Below are 18,573 nucleotides of genomic sequence, written 5' to 3'. Positions count from 1 at the left end.
GAATTTTTCAATGGAATTAAATTTGCTATACCAATCATTTGAAAACGTTATTCTAGCAACGTACAATATATGAAATTAGGAAACACGACAGTACAAAATTGTTGTATAATGTTGTGGTATGAGGAAAGAAAGCAGGTTGACAAAATGGAAAGCAAAATGAATGGTTATACAGTGATAGACATACACAAGCTTCAGCTATGTGTTATGCCAAAACAGCTCAATAGGAAACATAAGGTGAATAGATGAAAAACTGGTTAATTTTCATTTCTGTCTTTATTGTTTCATTGTCACTTGTCATTAGCATTTTAGTACTCTGGAAAGCCGAGGCTCCGTTCCGTTCAATTGAAGAGAAGGCTGAACAGTTGGCACTCGATGCCAAAGCCCTCGCAATTGTCTCGGAGTCCTACACATATAATGGCAAACATTCGTATGTTACTGTGTTCGGGGTAGACGAATACGGTGATAAAAAAGCTGTCTTTGTTCCAACGAATCTAGATGAGGATTCCATTCAGGAAGTGTTATTAGAAGATGGTATTACGGAAAAGCAAGCATTATCGGTTTTTAAAAATGAAGGAAATGTACAAAAAGTCCTCCACATGAAATTAGGTTATGAGGAACCTGGCGCTGTTTGGGAGATTACCTATCTAAACAACCATGATCAGCTAAACTATGTCTATATCATGTTTAAGGATGGCGACTGGTGGAAGCGCATTACGAATTTATAAGAGGAGTAGATCCCGGATGAAAAATTTATTAGCAACACGTGTAAAAACTTTAACACCATCTTCAACATTAGCTATTACTGCGAAAGCAAAAGCATTGAAAGAGCAAGGTATTGATGTTATTGGTCTTGGGGCTGGTGAACCAGACTTTAACACACCTCAAAATATTTTAAATGCAGCCATTGATTCAATGGAAAAAGGATTAACAAAATATACACCTGCTGGCGGACTTCCAGTTTTGAAAAAAGCTATTATTGATAAGCTTCAACGCGATAATAATCTTGCCTATCAATCAAATGAAGTCATTGTCGGCGTAGGGGCAAAGCATATTTTATATACGCTATTCCAAGTTATTTTAAACGAGGGCGATGAGGTTATCATTCCAATTCCTTATTGGGTGTCTTATCCAGAACAAGTGAAATTAGCTGGTGGCGTACCTGTATATGTTGAAGGTACACGTGAACAAAGCTATAAAATTACAGCGGATCAACTAAGAGCAGCTGTGACAGATAAAACGAAAGCTGTTATTATCAATTCACCTAGCAACCCATCAGGCATGATTTATTCTCGTGAGGAGCTAGCAGAGCTTGCAGCTGTTGCAGAAGAAAAAGATATTTTAATCGTGTCAGATGAAATTTATGAAAAGCTTGTATACAATGGTATTGAGCATTTTTCAATTGCACAACTTTCTGATGCAGTGAAAGCACGTACAATCGTTGTAAATGGTGTGGCAAAATCTCACTCTATGACAGGCTGGCGTATTGGGTATGCTGCAGGTGACGCAGACATTGTTAAAGCAATGACTGACCTTGCATCACATTCAACATCAAATGCGACAACAACAGCACAATATGCAACTGTGGAGGCGTATAATGGCCCTCAGGACGCAGTAGAAGAAATGCGTCAAGCATTTGAATCTCGTCTTGAAAAAATTTATCCACAGTTAAGTGCAATTCCTGGCTTCCATGTCTTAAAACCACAGGGTGCATTCTACTTATTACCAGACGTAGCAGAAGCTATGGCTCACACTGGCTATGATTCAGTAGATACATTCGCTGCGGATATTTTAACAGAAGCAAACGTAGCAGTGATCCCAGGCTCTGGCTTTGGTGCACCAACTACAATGCGATTATCCTATGCTACATCTTTAGAATTATTAGAAGAGGCAGTCCGTCGTATTGATGCATTTGTAAAATCAAAATGGCAAGACTAATCCCTCTAGTCGACTTTGGAGGATTTCTATGAAAAAAATTATGATTAAAGATATGCCACAGCATATCGGTGAAACAGTCAAAATTGGCGTTTGGTTAGCTAACAAACGTTCAAGCGGAAAAATCGCGTTCTTACAGCTACGTGATGGTTCTGGCTTTGTACAGGGCGTTGTCGTGAAAGAAGAAGTAGGCGAAGAAATTTTTGCTACGGCAAAAGGAATGACGCAAGAAACGTCTATGTACGTTACGGGCGAAGTGAAAGCTGACGAACGCTCAAGCTTTGGCTGTGAGCTTGCTGTAACAGGTATTGAGGTACTACATGCAGCAACAGATTTCCCAATTACACCAAAAGAACATGGTCCTGAATTTTTAATGGATAACCGTCATTTATGGCTACGCTCTCGTAAACAGCATGCCATTATGAAAATCCGTAACGAAATTATTCGTGCCACATATGAATTTTTCAACAATAATGGTTTTACAAAAATGGACCCACCAATTTTAACAGGATCTGCACCTGAAGGTACTTCAGAGCTATTCCATACAAAATATTTTGATGAAGATGCTTATCTATCTCAATCTGGTCAGCTTTACATGGAAGCGGCTGCAATGGCGTTAGGAAAAGTATTCTCATTCGGTCCAACTTTCCGTGCTGAAAAATCTAAAACACGTCGTCACCTAATCGAGTTTTGGATGATTGAGCCTGAGATGGCATTTGTAGAATTTGAAGAAAACTTAGAAGTACAAGAGCAATATGTAGCGCACATCGTACAATCCGTACTGGCAAACTGCAAATTAGAATTAGAGCGACTTGGCCGTGATACATCGACACTTGAAAACATCAAAGCGCCATTCCCTCGTATTTCGTATGATGATGCGATCAAGCTTTTACATGAACAAGGCTTCGACGATATCGAATGGGGCAATGATTTTGGTGCGCCACATGAAACAGCTATTGCGAATTCATTTGACAAACCAGTATTTATTACTTGTTACCCAGTAGGCATTAAACCATTCTATATGCAACCACATCCAGAGCGTGATGATGTTGTCTTATGTGCTGATTTAATCGCACCAGAGGGTTACGGTGAAATTATTGGTGGTTCTGAGCGTATTCATGACTATGAATTATTAAAATCACGTTTGGAAGAGCATAATCTATCATTAGATGCTTATGCATGGTATTTAGAGCTTCGCAAACATGGTTCTGTCCCACATTCAGGCTTTGGTCTTGGATTAGAGCGAACTGTAGCATGGATTTCTGGCACAGAGCATATCCGTGAAACGATTCCATTCCCACGTTTACTGAACCGCTTATATCCATAAGCTAATCAATTTAAAAGTCGCGTAGTGAAATATCTACGCGGCTTTTCTACTTACTAAAGAAGGAGTCTGGAGAAACATGAACGTAAATAATCATCGACTCCGTACATGGACTGAGCAGAGAATGATTCCCATTCCTCAGCTTTTTTTTCAGTTTTATAAGGAGTTAAATATGGAAGATGAAGAGGCACTCATTGTCATGCACTTATTAGCCTTTCATATGGAAGGGAATGATTTCCCAACACCTAATGATCTCAAAAATCGCCTCACAATGTCTGACCATGACATCACATCACGTTTACAACGCTTAATGCAAAAAGGTTTTCTTGAAATTTCACGCGATGTTGATGCGGGAGGCAAGCTATATGAAAAATATTCCGTGTACCCACTATGGGAGCGCATTGTGCAGATGATGGATATGAAAGAGCAGCAAAAAACGGCAGTGACACTTCGACAAGAAGAAGGCGAGCTATTCCGTCTATTTGAAGAGGAAATGGGGCGTCTTTTATCTCCTTTAGAGCTTGAAAAAATAGGATGTTGGCTTGATGAGGACAAGCATAGTCCAGCACTCATTAAGGAAGCACTAAAGGAGGCTGTCTTTGCTGGGAAACTGAGTATTCGTTATATTGATCGCATTTTATTAGAGTGGAAAAAGAAAAATATTACGACACCACAAGCCGCACAAAAGCAAAGCGAGCAGTTCCGTGAGAAACAGACATTTAACAGAGCACCAGGGCGGACAGCTCAACAAGAAACAACGCAACCAACGAATAAAGTACCATTTTATAATTGGTTAGAGGAAAGAGAATAGGGGGGCATCTGGTTTGTTAACAAAAAAACAGTGGGAGCATTGTCTAGAAGAGATGGATCGAATGTTTCCAGATGCACATTGTGAGCTCGTGCATGACAATGCCTTTGAGCTGACGATTGCTACATTATTATCCGCACAATGTACAGATGTACTAGTCAATAAAGTAACGAAAACATTATTTCAAAAATATAAAACGCCAGAAGATTATTTAGCGGTATCCTTAGAGGAGTTACAGCAGGATATTCGTTCTATCGGTCTTTATCGTAATAAGGCAAAGAACATTCAGGCATTATGTCAACGATTGCTCACTGAGTATGGTGGTGAAATACCTGCAACACGTGAAGCACTTGTGACATTACCAGGCGTAGGGCGAAAAACAGCCAATGTCGTGCTTTCCGTTGCCTTTGATATTCCAGCACTTGCAGTAGATACGCATGTGGAGCGAGTTTCAAAACGGCTAGGGCTCTGTCGATGGAAAGATTCGGTGCTTGAAGTAGAAGAAACGATTATGAAAAAAACACCTATGGACAAATGGTCGAAAACACATCACCAGTTAATTTTCTTTGGACGTTATCATTGCAAGGCACAAAATCCTGGGTGTCATGCCTGCCCTTTACTCGCTGATTGTCGTGAAGGTCAAAAACGCTTAAAGAAAGGCTTGGTGAAGGAAGCGTGAACAATGAGGCTATCGCAAAAGATAAAGTAGATGCATGGTTTGCTCAATGGTCAACCTTGCAAGCAGCGATCCATACAGCCCACGATGCGAGAAACGGTACAGCTAAAGGGCTAATGGAACAAGCCATCGAGCTATTTGAACAACTTGTACAGGCAGCAGGCGATGAGGTGCTACCGATCAATGGTGTTGAAAGACTTTCCTTTATTAAAGCCAAGCCAGGCCAATACGCATGCTACCGTCAGCTAGATGAATTATTCAAAGAAACCAAAAAGCGCACAGCTCGATTGCGAATTCAAGCTAGCAAAAGCTAGGAGTCGATAGACCACCAAGATGCGGATAAAGTGCAAGAAGTGGTGGATAGAAAGCCAAAAGTAACGGATAGAATGAGCAAAGTGATGGATAGAAAGCCAAAAGTAACGGATAGAATGAGCAAAGTGATGGATAGAGTGCCAAGTAGCGGATAAAGTGCAAGAAGTGGTGGATAGAAAGTCAAAAGTAGCGGATAGAATGAGCAAAGTGATGGATAGAGCGCCAGAATTGATCGATAGAGCACTAATAAAGTGCAACAAAGTGTTAAGAACGAATTTAAAAAGCCGAGAAGCAAATTGCTGCTTCTCGGCTTTGTGTTTATTCTGAGCTTTGGTCTTCTTCTATTGGGTTGGTTGGTTCGGTAGGAGGGGTTGGCTGTTGATTGCCATCATTGTTACCACTGTTGCTACCGTTACCGTTATTACCTTGCCCATTGCCATTATTATTGTTGCTATTGCCATTGTCGTCATTCCCGTTGTCATTGTCTTCTTGACCAGGATCTGTTGGTAAATCGATTTCTGGCTCATCTGGGTCTTCTGTTTCTAAATCTTCCTCAGGCGTACTTGTGATTTGGAAGGTAGTTGTGCCAGGTTCACTGCGTGTGCCATCTACAATGGCTACGACAGAGATTGTGTAATTACCATCTTCAAGCGTGTTGCCAACAGTTAAGCCTTTGCTGTCTGTTGTACCAAGCGTTATTGATTCTCCGCCATCACGTTTGGCAGTTACTTCAAATGAAGTTGGTAATGGTTCATCTGTTTTTGGATCTAGGATCGCATCATGTTCCCAAGAGATATTAATAGACTGTGCTCCTAAATCTAGGCTTGCTGATACATTGTAAGGTGTAGATAATTCTGGAGCCTCGTACACACTCGACACCTCTGTTGGTTCAGTACCACGAACGAATAGTTCTGTTTGACGTAGTTCGCTAGGTGTATAATCACTTGCTAATTTAAGTGGTTTAGAGCCGACTTCAATCGTTGCTTCTACAACGGTATTTGGCTTTTTAAAGCTTGTATTTTCAACATTTGATGAAATATCTTGCATAATTGATTTAAATAAATTTTGTGGTAATCGACGTTCTTCCCACGTTGTAATTGGATCAAAGTGTTTTTCATAACCACTCCAGATAGCAATGGAGTAGTTTGTTGTGTAACCCGCAAACCATGAGTCTGGTACACTTGTATTTGGTAAATTATATTTGCTAAAATCTTCTGCTGAGTAGTTGGTTGTACCTGTTTTACCTGCGATATCTAAGCCAGGTACATTGGCAGCAGTACCAGATGCATCTGGTTTATTGCCAACGACATCACGTAGCATATCTGTCACCATATAAGCTGTGTAATCGCTCATAGCCACTTTAGGCTCAGGTGTGTAATTTTTAGATGTTTTACCGTCACGGTAGACGATTTTTGTAATGGCATGTGGATCTGTATAGACCCCGTTATTGCCGAAAGCAGCATAGGAAGCAGCCATTTGGATAGGGGAGATTGTAATGGCACCTCCACCAATCGCATCTGACTCATATAGATTTTCCGTTTCAATTCCTAAACGCCCTACAAATTCTTTTGCTTTGTCAGTACCAACCTCTTGTAATGCTTTGACAGCTGGTACGTTACGTGATGCATATAACGCTTTACGTGCCGTCATGGCCCCCATATATCTGCCATCCCAGTTCGTGATTGTTTGTTTTGAATTTGTATAGTTCATTGGTTCATCGACAAGTGTTTGACCTGTAGACCATTTTAAATATTCAATTGCTGGACCGTAGTCAACTAATGGTTTCATTGTGGAACCAGGTTGATTTTTTGTTAGGTCATCTGCATAGTTGAAACCACGCTCAGCACCGTAATGACGACCACCACCAACGGCTTGAATGGCACCAGTCTTTGTATCGATGACAGCTACACCTGACTGAATTTCTTCAGTAGGGAAATTACTGTCGTCGTTCATTACGTTTTCTACAACTTGTTGGGCATTCGGATCAAGTGTTGTATAAACTTTAATTCCTTCTGCCATCGCTGTTCCATCACCATTATTTTCCAATTCATTAATCACAATATCGAGGAAGGCATCATATTTCGAACCTGCAAATGATTGACGTGTTGCATCATCCGCTAGACCTGATTGGACTTCCATTTGTTTTGCTTCTTCCATCTCAGCTTTTGTAATTTTTCCATGTTGATGCATTAAGCCTAAAACCGTATTACGACGTTTTTTTGCAAGCTCAGGGTTTTTTAATGGATTATAAGCATTTGGTCGTTGGACTAATCCTGCTAATAATGCTTCTTCATCTAATGTTAAATCTTTTAATTCTTTACCATAGAAATATTGTGCTGCTGTTCCGAACCCGTAAATACGACCCGACATGAGCATTTTATTGAAGTACATTTCAAAAATCTCTTCTTTTGAATACTTACGTTCTAGTTGGAAGGCTAGCCAAGCTTCTTGTGCCTTACGCTTTAGTTTTTTCTCGTTTTGTAAAAATGAGTTTTTGACAACTTGCTGTGTCAGGGTAGACGCACCTTGTGCACCAAAGCCATCACGGAAGTTTGCCAAAATAGCACCGCCTAGACGATAAAAGTCCATGCCGTGGTGCTCAAAAAAGCGCACATCTTCCGTTGCGAGAATAGCATTGACCATATCTTCAGGTATATCTTCATACTTTATATATTTACGGTTTTCAGCACCGATTGTAGCAAATAGTTCACCGTTTTTATCGTAGAACTCTGAAGAAACAGGGTCCTTTAATAATTCTTCATCAAGCTCTGGAGCTGTGCTTGCATAGTAGGCAAACAATCCAGCGCCTCCAATGAAGCCCGCCACACCGATTGCTAAGAGTGTTAAGAAAATACGTTTAAACCACGTCTTAGCAGGTGAAGATGATGTTGTTTTTTTCTTACCTTTTTTATTTTTTTCAGCGAGAGCTTTTTGGTGCTCTCCACGTGTTCGACGACGTTCAGTCATTCTTATTTCTCCTCACTTTCAGACCTGAAGCATGTTGCATCGATCCATTGTTGGATAATGGGTAAGTAATCGATACGTGGATAATAACTTGTAGGAATTTCATATGCCTCTTCTTCAATCGTTGAAAAGGGTATCGATTTACGATCGCCATTCTCCATTGCTTGCCAGGCCTTTTGTAAAACTTCGTAGGGCACAATAAAATATCGTTCAAAGGCAGAAAAGCGAACGATAATAAAAGCCATACCATTTTGTTCCGTCACTTGCTGCATATGGATCATTTGATGCTCATGAATATTTTTTAAGGGGAAGCTCGTTTTGGAAGCCGTTTCCTTTGCATCAAAATCTATATAATGCCCATTCCAAACACCATTGTAGTCGGTTGTAGAGGGTGTTCGAAAATATGCTTCACGAATAACAGCAGCACTTCGTGAAGGGTACTCTACTTTGACGATTTGCACAGGAACAGGTTTCTTATGAATGATAGCAAGTCGCCTTTTTATATAATAGTCGTTTGCTTCATTAATTTCATCTTCTAGAGTCTTGCCACGATTACTAAAAGACAAATCTTTGCTATTCCTTTTTTTTTCTGTTTTCTGTACAGACACATTCGGCGTATACAATTTTCCGTTTGGATAACGAATTGTCATTCAACTCACCCTTTATCATACTGCTTTTCTATACACTAGTTTACCATGTTTTAGCGGCTATTCTCTACCTCCATCAGTCATGTTATTGCTAATAGAATCGTAGAGAACAGATGGGAAGTAGAAACAAATTACGTCGAAAAATCACTAGCTTCTATTTTACTCGAATCGTCAAAATAACTGATTAATTTTAGTCATGAATTGGCTGAAAATATGTCCCTTTCAGATCTTTCATAGAAGACGTTTTTTTAGGTTGAAGGTTCATTTTTAAAAATTTATCGAAAATCTTCTTCTTTCAGCTAACTTACGCTTATTTTGTCACGCTTGAAGGTAATTCTATACATACGAGGAATACTAAAGTAAAGCAAAGGAGGCGTTATATTGAACAAGTTAGAACAATTAGTTGCGCAGTTAGATCTGGTCAATCAATTACTTTTCACGAGAGTGTCCCTGGAAAACAATGCACATAGTTTGCACTTTTTTATGCAGCTTCAAGCGGTTAGCCAGAAAGTAAGCTTAGCAGAAAAGAACTGGCAAGTAAAGAATGCTTGTTCGCCTATTAGTAGTGAAAAATGATAGACTTTGGTACACTTATCTCATAAGCAATTGAACTAACACAATAGCATTAAAATTGATACATTATTTACCATGAAATAGCGGTGAATAAAGATCAAGAGCGTGATATTTCCATAGTTGCTTTGTTGGACAAAATATACTCACCATGTATATGCAGTGACTACGAAATATATTTGCTTATGCGTAATTGATGAGAGATGAGGTGCAAAATTGTTAGTGATTCAGCAAACATCCCAATTAATAGATGAATGTGAACAATGTGTTTTACGATTCTGGCAAATGCGTGAGGAAGATCGGACACCTGATTTTTTCCAAGAGGTGAAACCACACGCTGATGAAATTCATCAACTATTGAAGGAATGGCAGCAAGAGGCCAATACATGGATTCAAAAAAATAAACCGAAATATATGCATACGCAGCAAATTGCTTCAGTGGTAGAATCGATGGAGCAATTTGTTGTGCAATCTTTTTATAAAGAAACTAGTAAAAAACGTTTTTTAGATGCGACCCATTCTACCTCCTATACTTTAAAAACCTTTGAACGATTACTAAAGGAGGAGGAATCGAATGCTATCGAAGAAACGAACGATTAGTGAGCTTTTACAGGAATGGAGATACGATGAAGAATTAAAAGAGCGTATTTTACATTGGCAAACACTAGAAAGTCGACCAGCCAAATATGCACCTTTCCCAGGAAATTTACACCCATCCCTAGTGAAAGCACTACAGGCAAGGGGTATCGAGCAACTATATACACACCAGCGAGAAGCCTTTGATTTGGCGCAGCATGGTACATCTTTTACAGCGGTTACGCCAACTGCTTCGGGTAAATCCTATTGCTATCATCTACCAGTGCTGCAAAAAATAATAGAAGATAAAAATGCGCGGGCCATTTATTTATTTCCAACAAAGGCATTAGCACAGGATCAAAAAAATGATTTAAATGAACTCATTGAGCAAAGTGGCGAGGAAATTTTAAGTTATACGTATGATGGAGATACGGCGCCAGGCATTCGCCAAAAAGTTCGAAAGGCAGGGCATATCGTTATGACGAACCCCGATATGCTGCATTCCGGAATTTTGCCACATCATACTAAATGGGTCTCACTCTTTGAAAATTTGCAGTATATCGTTATTGATGAATTGCATACATATAAAGGGGTATTTGGTTCGCATGTTGCCCACGTTATTCGAAGACTAAAGCGTATTTGTGAGTTTTATGGTAGTAAGCCGGTGTTTATTTGTACATCAGCTACCATTAAAAACCCGAAAGAACTTGCTGAGCTTCTGACGAATGAATCACATGCACTAATTGCTGATTCAGGCGCACCTGTTGGCAAAAAAACCTTCCTTTTTTATAACCCACCAATTATTCATAAAACATTTGGGGTGCGTAGAAGTGCCGTGTTAGAGGTTAGTGATTTAGCCAAAAGGTTGTACATAGCTGGCATTCAATCCATCATTTTTGCCAAAAGTCGAGTACGAGTCGAGATGATTGTCACGTACTTAAAGGAGCTCACTCGCAATAAGCTACTCGATGAATCTGTGCGTGGCTATCGAGGTGGATACTTGCCCTCTGAGCGACGTGTCATCGAAAAAGGCTTGCGTGAGGGTACGATTCAAACAGTGGTTAGCACCAATGCATTAGAACTAGGTGTTGATATCGGTCAATTACAAGCTTGTATTATGACAGGTTACCCGGGAAATATTGCAAGTGCTTGGCAGCAAGCAGGACGTGCGGGAAGACGTCAGGATGAGGCATTGATTATATATGTTGCACAATCTTCTGCATTGGATCAGTATGTGGTCAATCATCCTTTGTTTTTGCTCGGTAGTACGCCAGAGGAAGCGCGTATCTATCCAGAAAATATGTTGATTTTAATGGATCATTTGAAATGTGCCGCCTTCGAGCTACCCTTTTCAACAGGCGATTCGTATGGAGAATATGACATACAGGAATTGTTGGATTACTTGGCGGAGGAAGGGGTTGTCTTTAAGACGAGTGACAAATGGCATTGGATGAGTGATCGTTTCCCTGCGCATGATATTAGCCTGCGCTCTGCGTCACAGGAAAATGTGGTCATAATTGATCTGTCCGTCCCTGCACAGACAAAGGTGATTGGAGAAATGGATCGTCATAGTGCCATGACCCTTTTACATGAAGAAGCCATTTACCTACACCAAGGTATTCAATTTCAAGTGGAGAAGCTCGATTGGGAAGAAAAGAAAGCCTTTGTCCGTGAAGTAGATGTGGATTACTATACAGATGCCAATCTAGCAGTCGAAATGAAGGTGCTAGAGGAGGATCGTAGCCGTCCCTATGGAGGCGGTACGATTAGCTTTGGCGATGTTGGCTTAGTCGCACAAGCAACGATCTTTAAGAAAATCCGCTTCGGCACACATGACAATATCGGTTCAGGGCCTATCCACCTCCCGCCAGATGAAATGCATACAAGTGCTTCGTGGCTTTCGTTCAATAGGGTGTCTCAATGGTCAGAGGCAGAATTAACGGATGCTATGGTAGGAGCTGCTTATGCGATGAATGCTTTTATCCCGATTTTTATCCAGTGTGATAGTAGTGATGTAGCAGTTGTGCCGCAAGTAAAGGCATCACACAATGAGTTACCAACGTTCTTTGTTTATGATAAGTATCCAGGTGGGATCGGTTTAAGTGAGAGAGTATTTGCACTATGGGAAGAACTGTTAAACAAAACGCTACAACATGTATCGAGCTGTCCTTGTGAATCAGGTTGTCCGTCTTGTATTGGGGCGCAAGATAGTTTAGAGCAAGGGAAGAAAAGAGTGATAGATCTTCTTCGAATATTAAATTAAATAAAAAGGGCTTAGGGAATAAGCAAGTTCGTTCCTCAAGCCCTTTTATATTTTATAAATAGTATCATCTTATTTGTTAAAACGAGGGTTACCTACTATGCTTGTGGGAAGGAGGAAGTCGATTTGCTATTCGACCAAATGACACATTTTCTTTTTCATTTTCTTGATATTAAAATTTTATCAAGCAAGACGAAACGGCATTATCAACAAAGACTTGAGAGCCATTGCTTACTGTTTACCACAAAGGGGACTGCTAATTTGACTTTTGGAAATCACCAACACAGGCTGCTTAAAGATAGTGTCTACCTTTGCCCTGCTCAGAGCGAGCTTATCTTAAAGGTGGATTTAGAGAAGTTAACTACAGTTTACCTTATTACCTTTAATGCTCTCCCACAGATGGAGGCGAAGACTGATAGAGGAGAAGAGATAAATCTTGAACAAACAGAAGAAATCATCCGTCTTTGTAACAGTCTAATGGCATTGGTTGAGAGTCCTATCAAAGAGGACATTTTATTAAGCCAAGCACATTTTTACTTGCTTTTACATACCATCACTCAGCATCGTAAAACCTCTAATAGAGACTTGCAACATATGTTAGAAAAAACAAAACAACATATGGAGTATCATTTTCAAGAAGCCATTCAAGTGAAAGATTTAGCCCAAATGATGAATATAAGTGCAAAATATTATATGGAACTATTTCGAAAACAGTTTGGTATTAGTGCCATCCAGTATTTAATGAATATAAGAATGGAAGCGTCTAAATGGCTTTTAATAAAAGGAGGTAAAACCCTTCGAGAAATTGCAAGTGAGGTTGGGTATAAAGACGAGTTTTACTTCAGTCGTCGATTCAAACAACAAATGGGTATGTCTCCCTCTCTATTTATGAAAAGTCGTAGAAAAAACATCGCTGTTTTAGATAGTTCCTTTTTTGGCTTGCTTGCACCACTACATTATATCCCCATTGCAGCACCGCTCCATCCAACATGGCGATTTCATTACTATAAGACTTTTGGCAATCATGTACCTATTCAGCTAGCTGTGGGCAGAACGCCAGCCGTTTTAAATGAAAATATGGCGTTACTTCTACAAGAAAATCTGCAATATGATTATATATTTTGCTTAGATAATGTGACGGATGAGCAGTTGACGATATTACAAAAGAGAGGCCATGTTTATCGACTTGCGTGGAGCAGTTTATCATGGCGTGAACAGTTGCTAGAGGTTGCAAAAATCCTAGATGCAGAGATGGAAGCAAGGAAATGGCTTATAGAATACGAACAAACTGTACAAGAGGCGGTTGCTAGCTTAGCGTACATTTGCCATGAGCGAAGTATGTTATTTTTGTTAGTGAGAGAGGATGAATGCTATCTGTATCAGGATAGAAGTATTCAAGAAGTTTTGCTGGAGGACCTAGGACTAAATGTGATGATCTCTGACACACAAGAACCTATTACAATTGGGCAATTATCTGAAATGAATCCAGATTTCATCATGGTACTTGTTTATGAAGACGAAGAATCGATGATGAAATGGGACGAGCTTCAATCAGATGAGCTGTGGCTTGAATTGAAATCAGTGCGAAATGATTCCATCTATACACTTACTCATTTTCCATGGCGCGACTATGCTCCGTTGCCACATTTACTGATTGTAAAAGAAGTCATGCAATTGTTAACCGCAGATAGTTCATTATAAAATCCGCCTTTTCTACATGGACGCCAAAAGAACGCTTGTTTATTATTGATAATAGTTTTCATTCTCAATTGAGATTAGCGTAAAAGGAGGCGTTCTTGATGAAAAAAACTATGGTCATTTTAAGCATCATAGTATTAACTTTAACTTTATCTGCATGTACAAAAGATAAGGAAGAATCAACATCATCTGTCTTGCAAAAAAAGGAAAGTGAAGAACAGACAACAAAAATTACTTATTTAAATAATCATTACAGCGTTCCAGTAAAACCAGAGAAAATTCTCTTTTTAAATGCCTTTGAATCCATTGAGGATGCTGTGATTTTGGGCATAGAACCCTATGCAGCAAGTGCAATTGGTAGTGATGAGGAGCCATTCCCCAGTTTTTTTGGCGACGTTACGGCGAATACAATTCCTTTATTAACAACGAGTGGGGACAGTTTGGAGTACGTTTTGCAACTTGCACCAGATTTAATTATCAGTACAGATATGGAAGATCCAAAAGTTTTAGAACAGTTAGAGAAAATCGCACCAGTAATTCCAACTTCTCATTATGGACCAGATTGGCAGGAGAATCTTGAAATGCTAGCTGAGATTACTGGAAAGGCTGAAAAAGCAAAAACACTTATTGATAAATACCATCAGGATAAGCAAAATGCTATCCATTATCTCGATTCATTCCAAGACAAGGATATAGTAGCCATACGTATTCGAGGTGGCGAAATGATGATTTACCCTAAAGACGTATTTCTCAATGATGTACTATACGGTGAATTGAATCTCCCTGTGCCAGAAGCTATTAACAAGGTGAATCAGCAAACCGTTATTACTTTGGAGGGCCTCTATCAAGCCAATCCAGATTATATTTTTATTCAGTATGATCTTTATGAAAATGATTTGGATGGAAGTATACTTGAGGAGCTTCAACAAAGCCCAGTTTGGAAAGGATTAAAGGCAGTCGAAAGCAATCAAGTTTTTATTAATGCCGTAGATCCATTGGTAATGGGTGGAGGGACATTGAATGGTCGAATTCGTATTTTAGAAGCAACTATGGAAGCATTAAGTAACTAAAATACGTAAAGGTGATAAGGAGCGATTGTGTGAAATTATCAGAGGAACTTAATCAACTATTTATGTCAAAATTTGAACAAGGGCTTTTCTCAGGCAATATTTTAGTAGCGAAGGAAGGTAAACCTATTTATATAGGTACTTTTGGCTTATCAAATTACCATAGTGGCAAGAAGCTTTCCGAAAATTCCTTATTTGAGTTAGCTTCAGTAACGAAGCCTATGACAGCCATGGGCATTATGATTCTCGAGGAACAAGGGAAACTTAATTATGATGACGCTATCAAGAAATGGATTCCCTCATTTCCATACGAAACCATTACTTTACGACATGCATTAACACATACATCTGGATTGCCAGATTATATGGAATTATTCGAAAGCCACTGGGATCATCATTGTATTGCGACGAATAGAGATGTACTACGTTTACTAACGGAACATAGACCACCGCTCTATTTTGACTCAGGTGAAAAGTATCAATATAGTAATACAGGTTATGTTTGCCTGGCAATGATAATTGAAAAAGTATCAGATATGTCCTATGCCATGTTCATGTTACAGCATATATTTAAACCGTCAGCAATGCAACGAACAAGGGTCATGAATCGCAGGTATCATCCTGAAGATGTTGAGGATTTTGCTTTTGGCTATATCCGTGATGAGAATAGTGCATTAATCTCCTTGCCTGACGACCTTCCAGGTTATGAGTTTGTGAACTATTTAGACGGAATCCAAGGAGATGGAATGATTCATTCAACCATAATGGACTTACTTTCGTTGGATAGAGCACTAAAAAGGGGGGATTTGCTTTGTGCATCATCTCTTGAATTGGCTCTGTCCTCAATTGTGACAAAGGATGGTCAAAAGACACCATGTGGCTTTGGTTGGTTCATTGATCAATCACCAAAAACAGGGAAAAAGGTATTCCATAGTGGTGGTTGGCCAGGTTATACCACGATGTTATGCCGTTATATAGAGACTAATTACACCATTATTATCCTCAATAATGTAGAATGCCATACAGAAGATAACCTGCATGAAAGCGTATCAGATTGGTTACAGCAAATTGAAACATATATATTTCATTGAATGTGATACAGATAGAAACTCAGTGGGCTTTTTCCATTGAGTTTTTTTATCTTAATTCTGTGGATAGTATGCTATAGGTCGTGATAGTTTTAGGTTAACTTCTGCTCGTCAGTTTGAAAAACTAGACGAAATGACTTTGAATGAGTCTAATAATCATGGTAATCTTGCAAGAGAGTCTTATACTATAAGCAGAAAATGAGTGAAATGCATGTCTTACGAAAATAAAATACTACAAATGAAAAAAATGCTTGGTAAAAAACCAACAGCAGCTCAACAAAAGGTAGAAGAACCAGCTTATCAAAAGCCAACTAAGCCGAGCTATACCGAGCGCTGGGAAAAGGCGGGGCTTACGGTTGTAGAAAATGATTTTGGGATTGTGTTTAAGCGCCATGTGCAGTATCCGTTTTCTTATCAGCATGGTCATTATCAGCTACAGTCATTCTTTGATGCCTTGAAAAAATGGCAGGGTGCCGAGTTTGACCATCCTTATGCACTTGATTTACAGGAGCCTGTATTATTTTTTGATACGGAAACGACGGGCTTAAAAGGTGTTGGTACGCATATTTTTTTGCTTGGGTTTTTAGAGGTAGGCGAAGAATGTTTTAAATTGACTCAATATATTCTTGCAGATCCTGCACATGAGGCAGCTTTCTTGTTTGAATCAAAGCTTTGGCAAAAATCAGCGACTGTGATTACCTACAATGGGAAAAGCTTTGATTGGCCGCAACTTGAAACGAGATGGACGCTCCATCAAAAAACATTACCAAAATTACGAGCGCAGCGACAGATTGATTTGTTGCATAGTTCGAAGCGTTTATGGAAAAATGATATGGAGCGCTTAAAATTAAAATCTGTGGAGGAAGAGAAACTTGGTTTTTCTCGTATAGGAGATATTCCAGGCCATCTTGCACCAATTATTTATTTAGATGCTGTGAAAAGTGGCATACCTGACGCTCTTATGAAGGTGCTGCTTCATAATGAGTGGGATTTACTGTCCCTCATCACACTTTATAGTCATTCAACGCAATTATTGTTTGAAGAGGACCATGAGGAATCAGCAAAAACCTTCACCAATATTGGGAAATGGTATGGCGATTTAAAAGAAAGCACACAAAGCGTAAGGGTTTTAGAAAAGGTGACAATGCAATTTGATGCACTAGAAGCGGGGAATGCTCAATATTATTTAGCGTTACAGCATAAAAAGGGAAAACGTTATAATGAAGCTATTGACTCATTTGTAGCCTCTCTCCATTTTGTTGAACCAAGGACAAAGTTACATGCCCTTGAGCAGTTAGCCATACTTTATGAGCATCAAATGAAAGACTATGACCAGGCCCTTTATTATACGCAAGAAGGCATACGTCTTATTCAAAATCATGAGCAATGGAGAATAGAACAAAAACAAAAATGGGAAATTTCGTGGGAAAAGCGATTACACAGATTAGGAAATAAGAAATAATTTCCTGGGGAAGCGCAAGAAACGACAAGTTTAGCCTTACAATTGGTGTTTTCAGACGATATAATGTGATGAAGTATGCTATAATGTATTCGTGTATGTAGTGTGAGGAAGGGCGATGTGAATGGACATTAAATTAACGTCAAAAATGATCCTTGAAAAGGAATTTAAAAAGAACTTTAAAGGCTACAATGTAGAAGAAGTAGATTCTTTTCTTGATGAAATTATTCAAGATTATGAAACGTTTGAAAAAGCGGTGGCCCAACTACGTGAAGAAAATAGACAGTTAAAAGAAGAAATTGATAGTACCCCAAAGAGACAACCAGTTGCATCAGCAGCTGCTGGTACAACTAATTTTGATATTTTAAAACGTCTTTCTAATTTGGAAAAGCATGTATTTGGCAGCAAGCTATACGAATAATTTTTTATTAATTATATTGTATTTAACATAAAACTCTAGTATAATCTTTCGTATCATCATGAAATTCTGGTAATCGCTGCGGCGCTAGACGTCGTAGAGGAAAGTCCATGCTCACACGGTTCTGAGATGTCCGTAGTGTTCGTGCTTACTGAAAAAATAAGGTAAGGCAGCTGTTCAAGCTGACGGCGGAAGGAAAACCTAAGTCCTAGGATATGGTTGACACTTCCTGAAAGTGCCACAGTGACGAAGCTTGCTTGGAAACATGCAAGGTGGAACGAGGTAAACCCCACGAGTGAGAAACCCAAATTATGGTAGGGGCACTCTCTTGAAGGAATTGAACGGATAGAGGGACAGAGTATGCTCTGTAGATAGATGGTTACCACCTGATCGTACGAGGCGCAAGCTGTTTGAGTACTCAGGAACAAAACATGGCTTATGGAATTTTTTGATGCTTATCTACGAAATATCAAACGCTCTCCAATTCGGTGGAGAGCTTTTATTTTGAGTTCATGAGGAAAAAGTAACCTTGTTAATCAAGTCTTGGTATGCGCGATACGTTTGAAAATGGCGAATATATCGCTACCGCTTCTAAGTCATAACATCTGAAAACGGCTATCGCATCCACGTGATGTATTGCTCTTGATGGCATATTTTATCGGGTGTCTAAACACCCGTTGATCAAGATAAAGCCTCTGGCGAATGGCGCAGATTTTAGTAATTTGCAGAACATGTAAGTTCGAAAATATCTGGACACAATTAGCTGAGGCGGAA

Annotated in this window: 16 protein-coding genes and 1 other RNA gene; 15 read left to right on the top strand and 2 right to left on the bottom strand. The window is 39.4% G+C overall.

Annotation, left to right across the window (positions count from 1 at the left end):
* Positions 1-242: 242 nt before the first annotated feature.
* The 6 genes from MHI34_RS22175 to MHI34_RS22150 all read left to right on the top strand — a co-directional run bounded on the left by MHI34_RS22175 (position 243) and on the right by MHI34_RS22150 (position 5,054).
* Complete coding sequence (locus MHI34_RS22175) at positions 243-725, top strand: DUF5590 domain-containing protein (protein ID WP_036118471.1); 483 nt, start codon at positions 243-245, stop codon at positions 723-725.
* A gap of 16 nt (positions 726-741) precedes the next feature.
* On the top strand, positions 742-1,935 hold the full coding sequence (locus MHI34_RS22170; RefSeq protein WP_036118468.1) for a pyridoxal phosphate-dependent aminotransferase: 1,194 nt from the start codon (positions 742-744) through the stop codon (positions 1,933-1,935).
* 28 nt (positions 1,936-1,963) lie between these two features.
* A complete protein-coding gene (gene asnS, locus MHI34_RS22165) occupies positions 1,964-3,259 on the top strand; it encodes an asparagine--tRNA ligase (protein ID WP_058845083.1) in 1,296 nt (431 codons plus the stop codon).
* Positions 3,260-3,335: 76 nt separating this feature from the next.
* Positions 3,336-4,067: a DnaD domain-containing protein gene (locus tag MHI34_RS22160; RefSeq protein ID WP_058845084.1), complete on the top strand. Its 732-nt coding sequence runs from the start codon at positions 3,336-3,338 to the stop codon at positions 4,065-4,067.
* Between the two features lie 13 nt (positions 4,068-4,080).
* Positions 4,081-4,743: an endonuclease III gene (gene nth, locus MHI34_RS22155; RefSeq protein ID WP_036118459.1), complete on the top strand. Its 663-nt coding sequence runs from the start codon at positions 4,081-4,083 to the stop codon at positions 4,741-4,743.
* Positions 4,740-5,054, top strand: coding sequence for a YpoC family protein (locus tag MHI34_RS22150; RefSeq protein ID WP_036118455.1), 315 nt, complete (start codon positions 4,740-4,742; stop codon positions 5,052-5,054). The genes nth and MHI34_RS22150 overlap by 4 nt, the downstream gene beginning before the upstream one ends.
* Before the next feature lie 316 nt (positions 5,055-5,370).
* On the opposite strand, the gene MHI34_RS22145 is transcribed toward MHI34_RS22150, so the two are convergent.
* Together MHI34_RS22145 and recU are read right to left on the bottom strand one after the other, a co-directional pair.
* Positions 5,371-8,019, bottom strand: coding sequence for a PBP1A family penicillin-binding protein (locus tag MHI34_RS22145; protein ID WP_340808745.1), 2,649 nt, complete (start codon positions 8,017-8,019; stop codon positions 5,371-5,373).
* A 2-nt stretch (positions 8,020-8,021) separates the two neighbouring features.
* Positions 8,022-8,666, bottom strand: a complete 645-nt coding sequence (gene recU, locus MHI34_RS22140; RefSeq protein WP_058845086.1) for a Holliday junction resolvase RecU — start codon at positions 8,664-8,666, stop codon at positions 8,022-8,024.
* Between the two features lie 378 nt (positions 8,667-9,044).
* On the opposite strand from recU, the gene MHI34_RS22135 reads away from it, so the two are divergent.
* The 9 genes from MHI34_RS22135 (at position 9,045) to rnpB (ending at position 18,243) form a co-directional block, all read left to right on the top strand.
* Positions 9,045-9,239: a hypothetical protein gene (locus tag MHI34_RS22135; RefSeq protein ID WP_036118439.1), complete on the top strand. Its 195-nt coding sequence runs from the start codon at positions 9,045-9,047 to the stop codon at positions 9,237-9,239.
* 216 nt (positions 9,240-9,455) lie between these two features.
* Positions 9,456-9,833: a YppE family protein gene (locus tag MHI34_RS22130; protein ID WP_230593757.1), complete on the top strand. Its 378-nt coding sequence runs from the start codon at positions 9,456-9,458 to the stop codon at positions 9,831-9,833.
* Entirely contained in the window at positions 9,808-12,072 is a 2,265-nt protein-coding gene (locus tag MHI34_RS22125; RefSeq protein WP_058845087.1) for a DEAD/DEAH box helicase, read from the top strand. Before MHI34_RS22130 ends, MHI34_RS22125 begins: the two co-directional genes overlap by 26 nt.
* A gap of 258 nt (positions 12,073-12,330) precedes the next feature.
* Positions 12,331-13,770: a helix-turn-helix domain-containing protein gene (locus MHI34_RS22120; protein ID WP_249646052.1), complete on the top strand. Its 1,440-nt coding sequence runs from the start codon at positions 12,331-12,333 to the stop codon at positions 13,768-13,770.
* A 98-nt stretch (positions 13,771-13,868) separates the two neighbouring features.
* Positions 13,869-14,837: an ABC transporter substrate-binding protein gene (locus tag MHI34_RS22115; RefSeq protein WP_058845089.1), complete on the top strand. Its 969-nt coding sequence runs from the start codon at positions 13,869-13,871 to the stop codon at positions 14,835-14,837.
* A gap of 29 nt (positions 14,838-14,866) precedes the next feature.
* Entirely contained in the window at positions 14,867-15,925 is a 1,059-nt protein-coding gene (locus MHI34_RS22110) for a serine hydrolase domain-containing protein (protein ID WP_058845090.1), read from the top strand.
* A 208-nt stretch (positions 15,926-16,133) separates the two neighbouring features.
* Positions 16,134-17,384, top strand: a complete 1,251-nt coding sequence (locus MHI34_RS22105) for a ribonuclease H-like domain-containing protein (RefSeq protein ID WP_058845091.1) — start codon at positions 16,134-16,136, stop codon at positions 17,382-17,384.
* 121 nt (positions 17,385-17,505) lie between these two features.
* The gene (gene gpsB, locus MHI34_RS22100) at positions 17,506-17,802 is read left to right on the top strand and encodes a cell division regulator GpsB (RefSeq protein WP_036118417.1); all 297 of its coding nucleotides are present in this window, start codon (positions 17,506-17,508) and stop codon (positions 17,800-17,802) included.
* 61 nt (positions 17,803-17,863) lie between these two features.
* Positions 17,864-18,243: RNase P RNA component class B (rnpB, locus tag MHI34_RS22095), an RNA gene on the top strand.
* Positions 18,244-18,573: the final 330 nt, after the last annotated feature.

The sequence above is a fragment of the Lysinibacillus sp. FSL L8-0126 genome, assembly GCF_038630385.1.
GTDB lineage: Bacteria > Bacillota > Bacilli > Bacillales_A > Planococcaceae > Lysinibacillus > Lysinibacillus fusiformis_D.
This window is presented reverse-complemented; position numbering and strand designations above follow the sequence as displayed.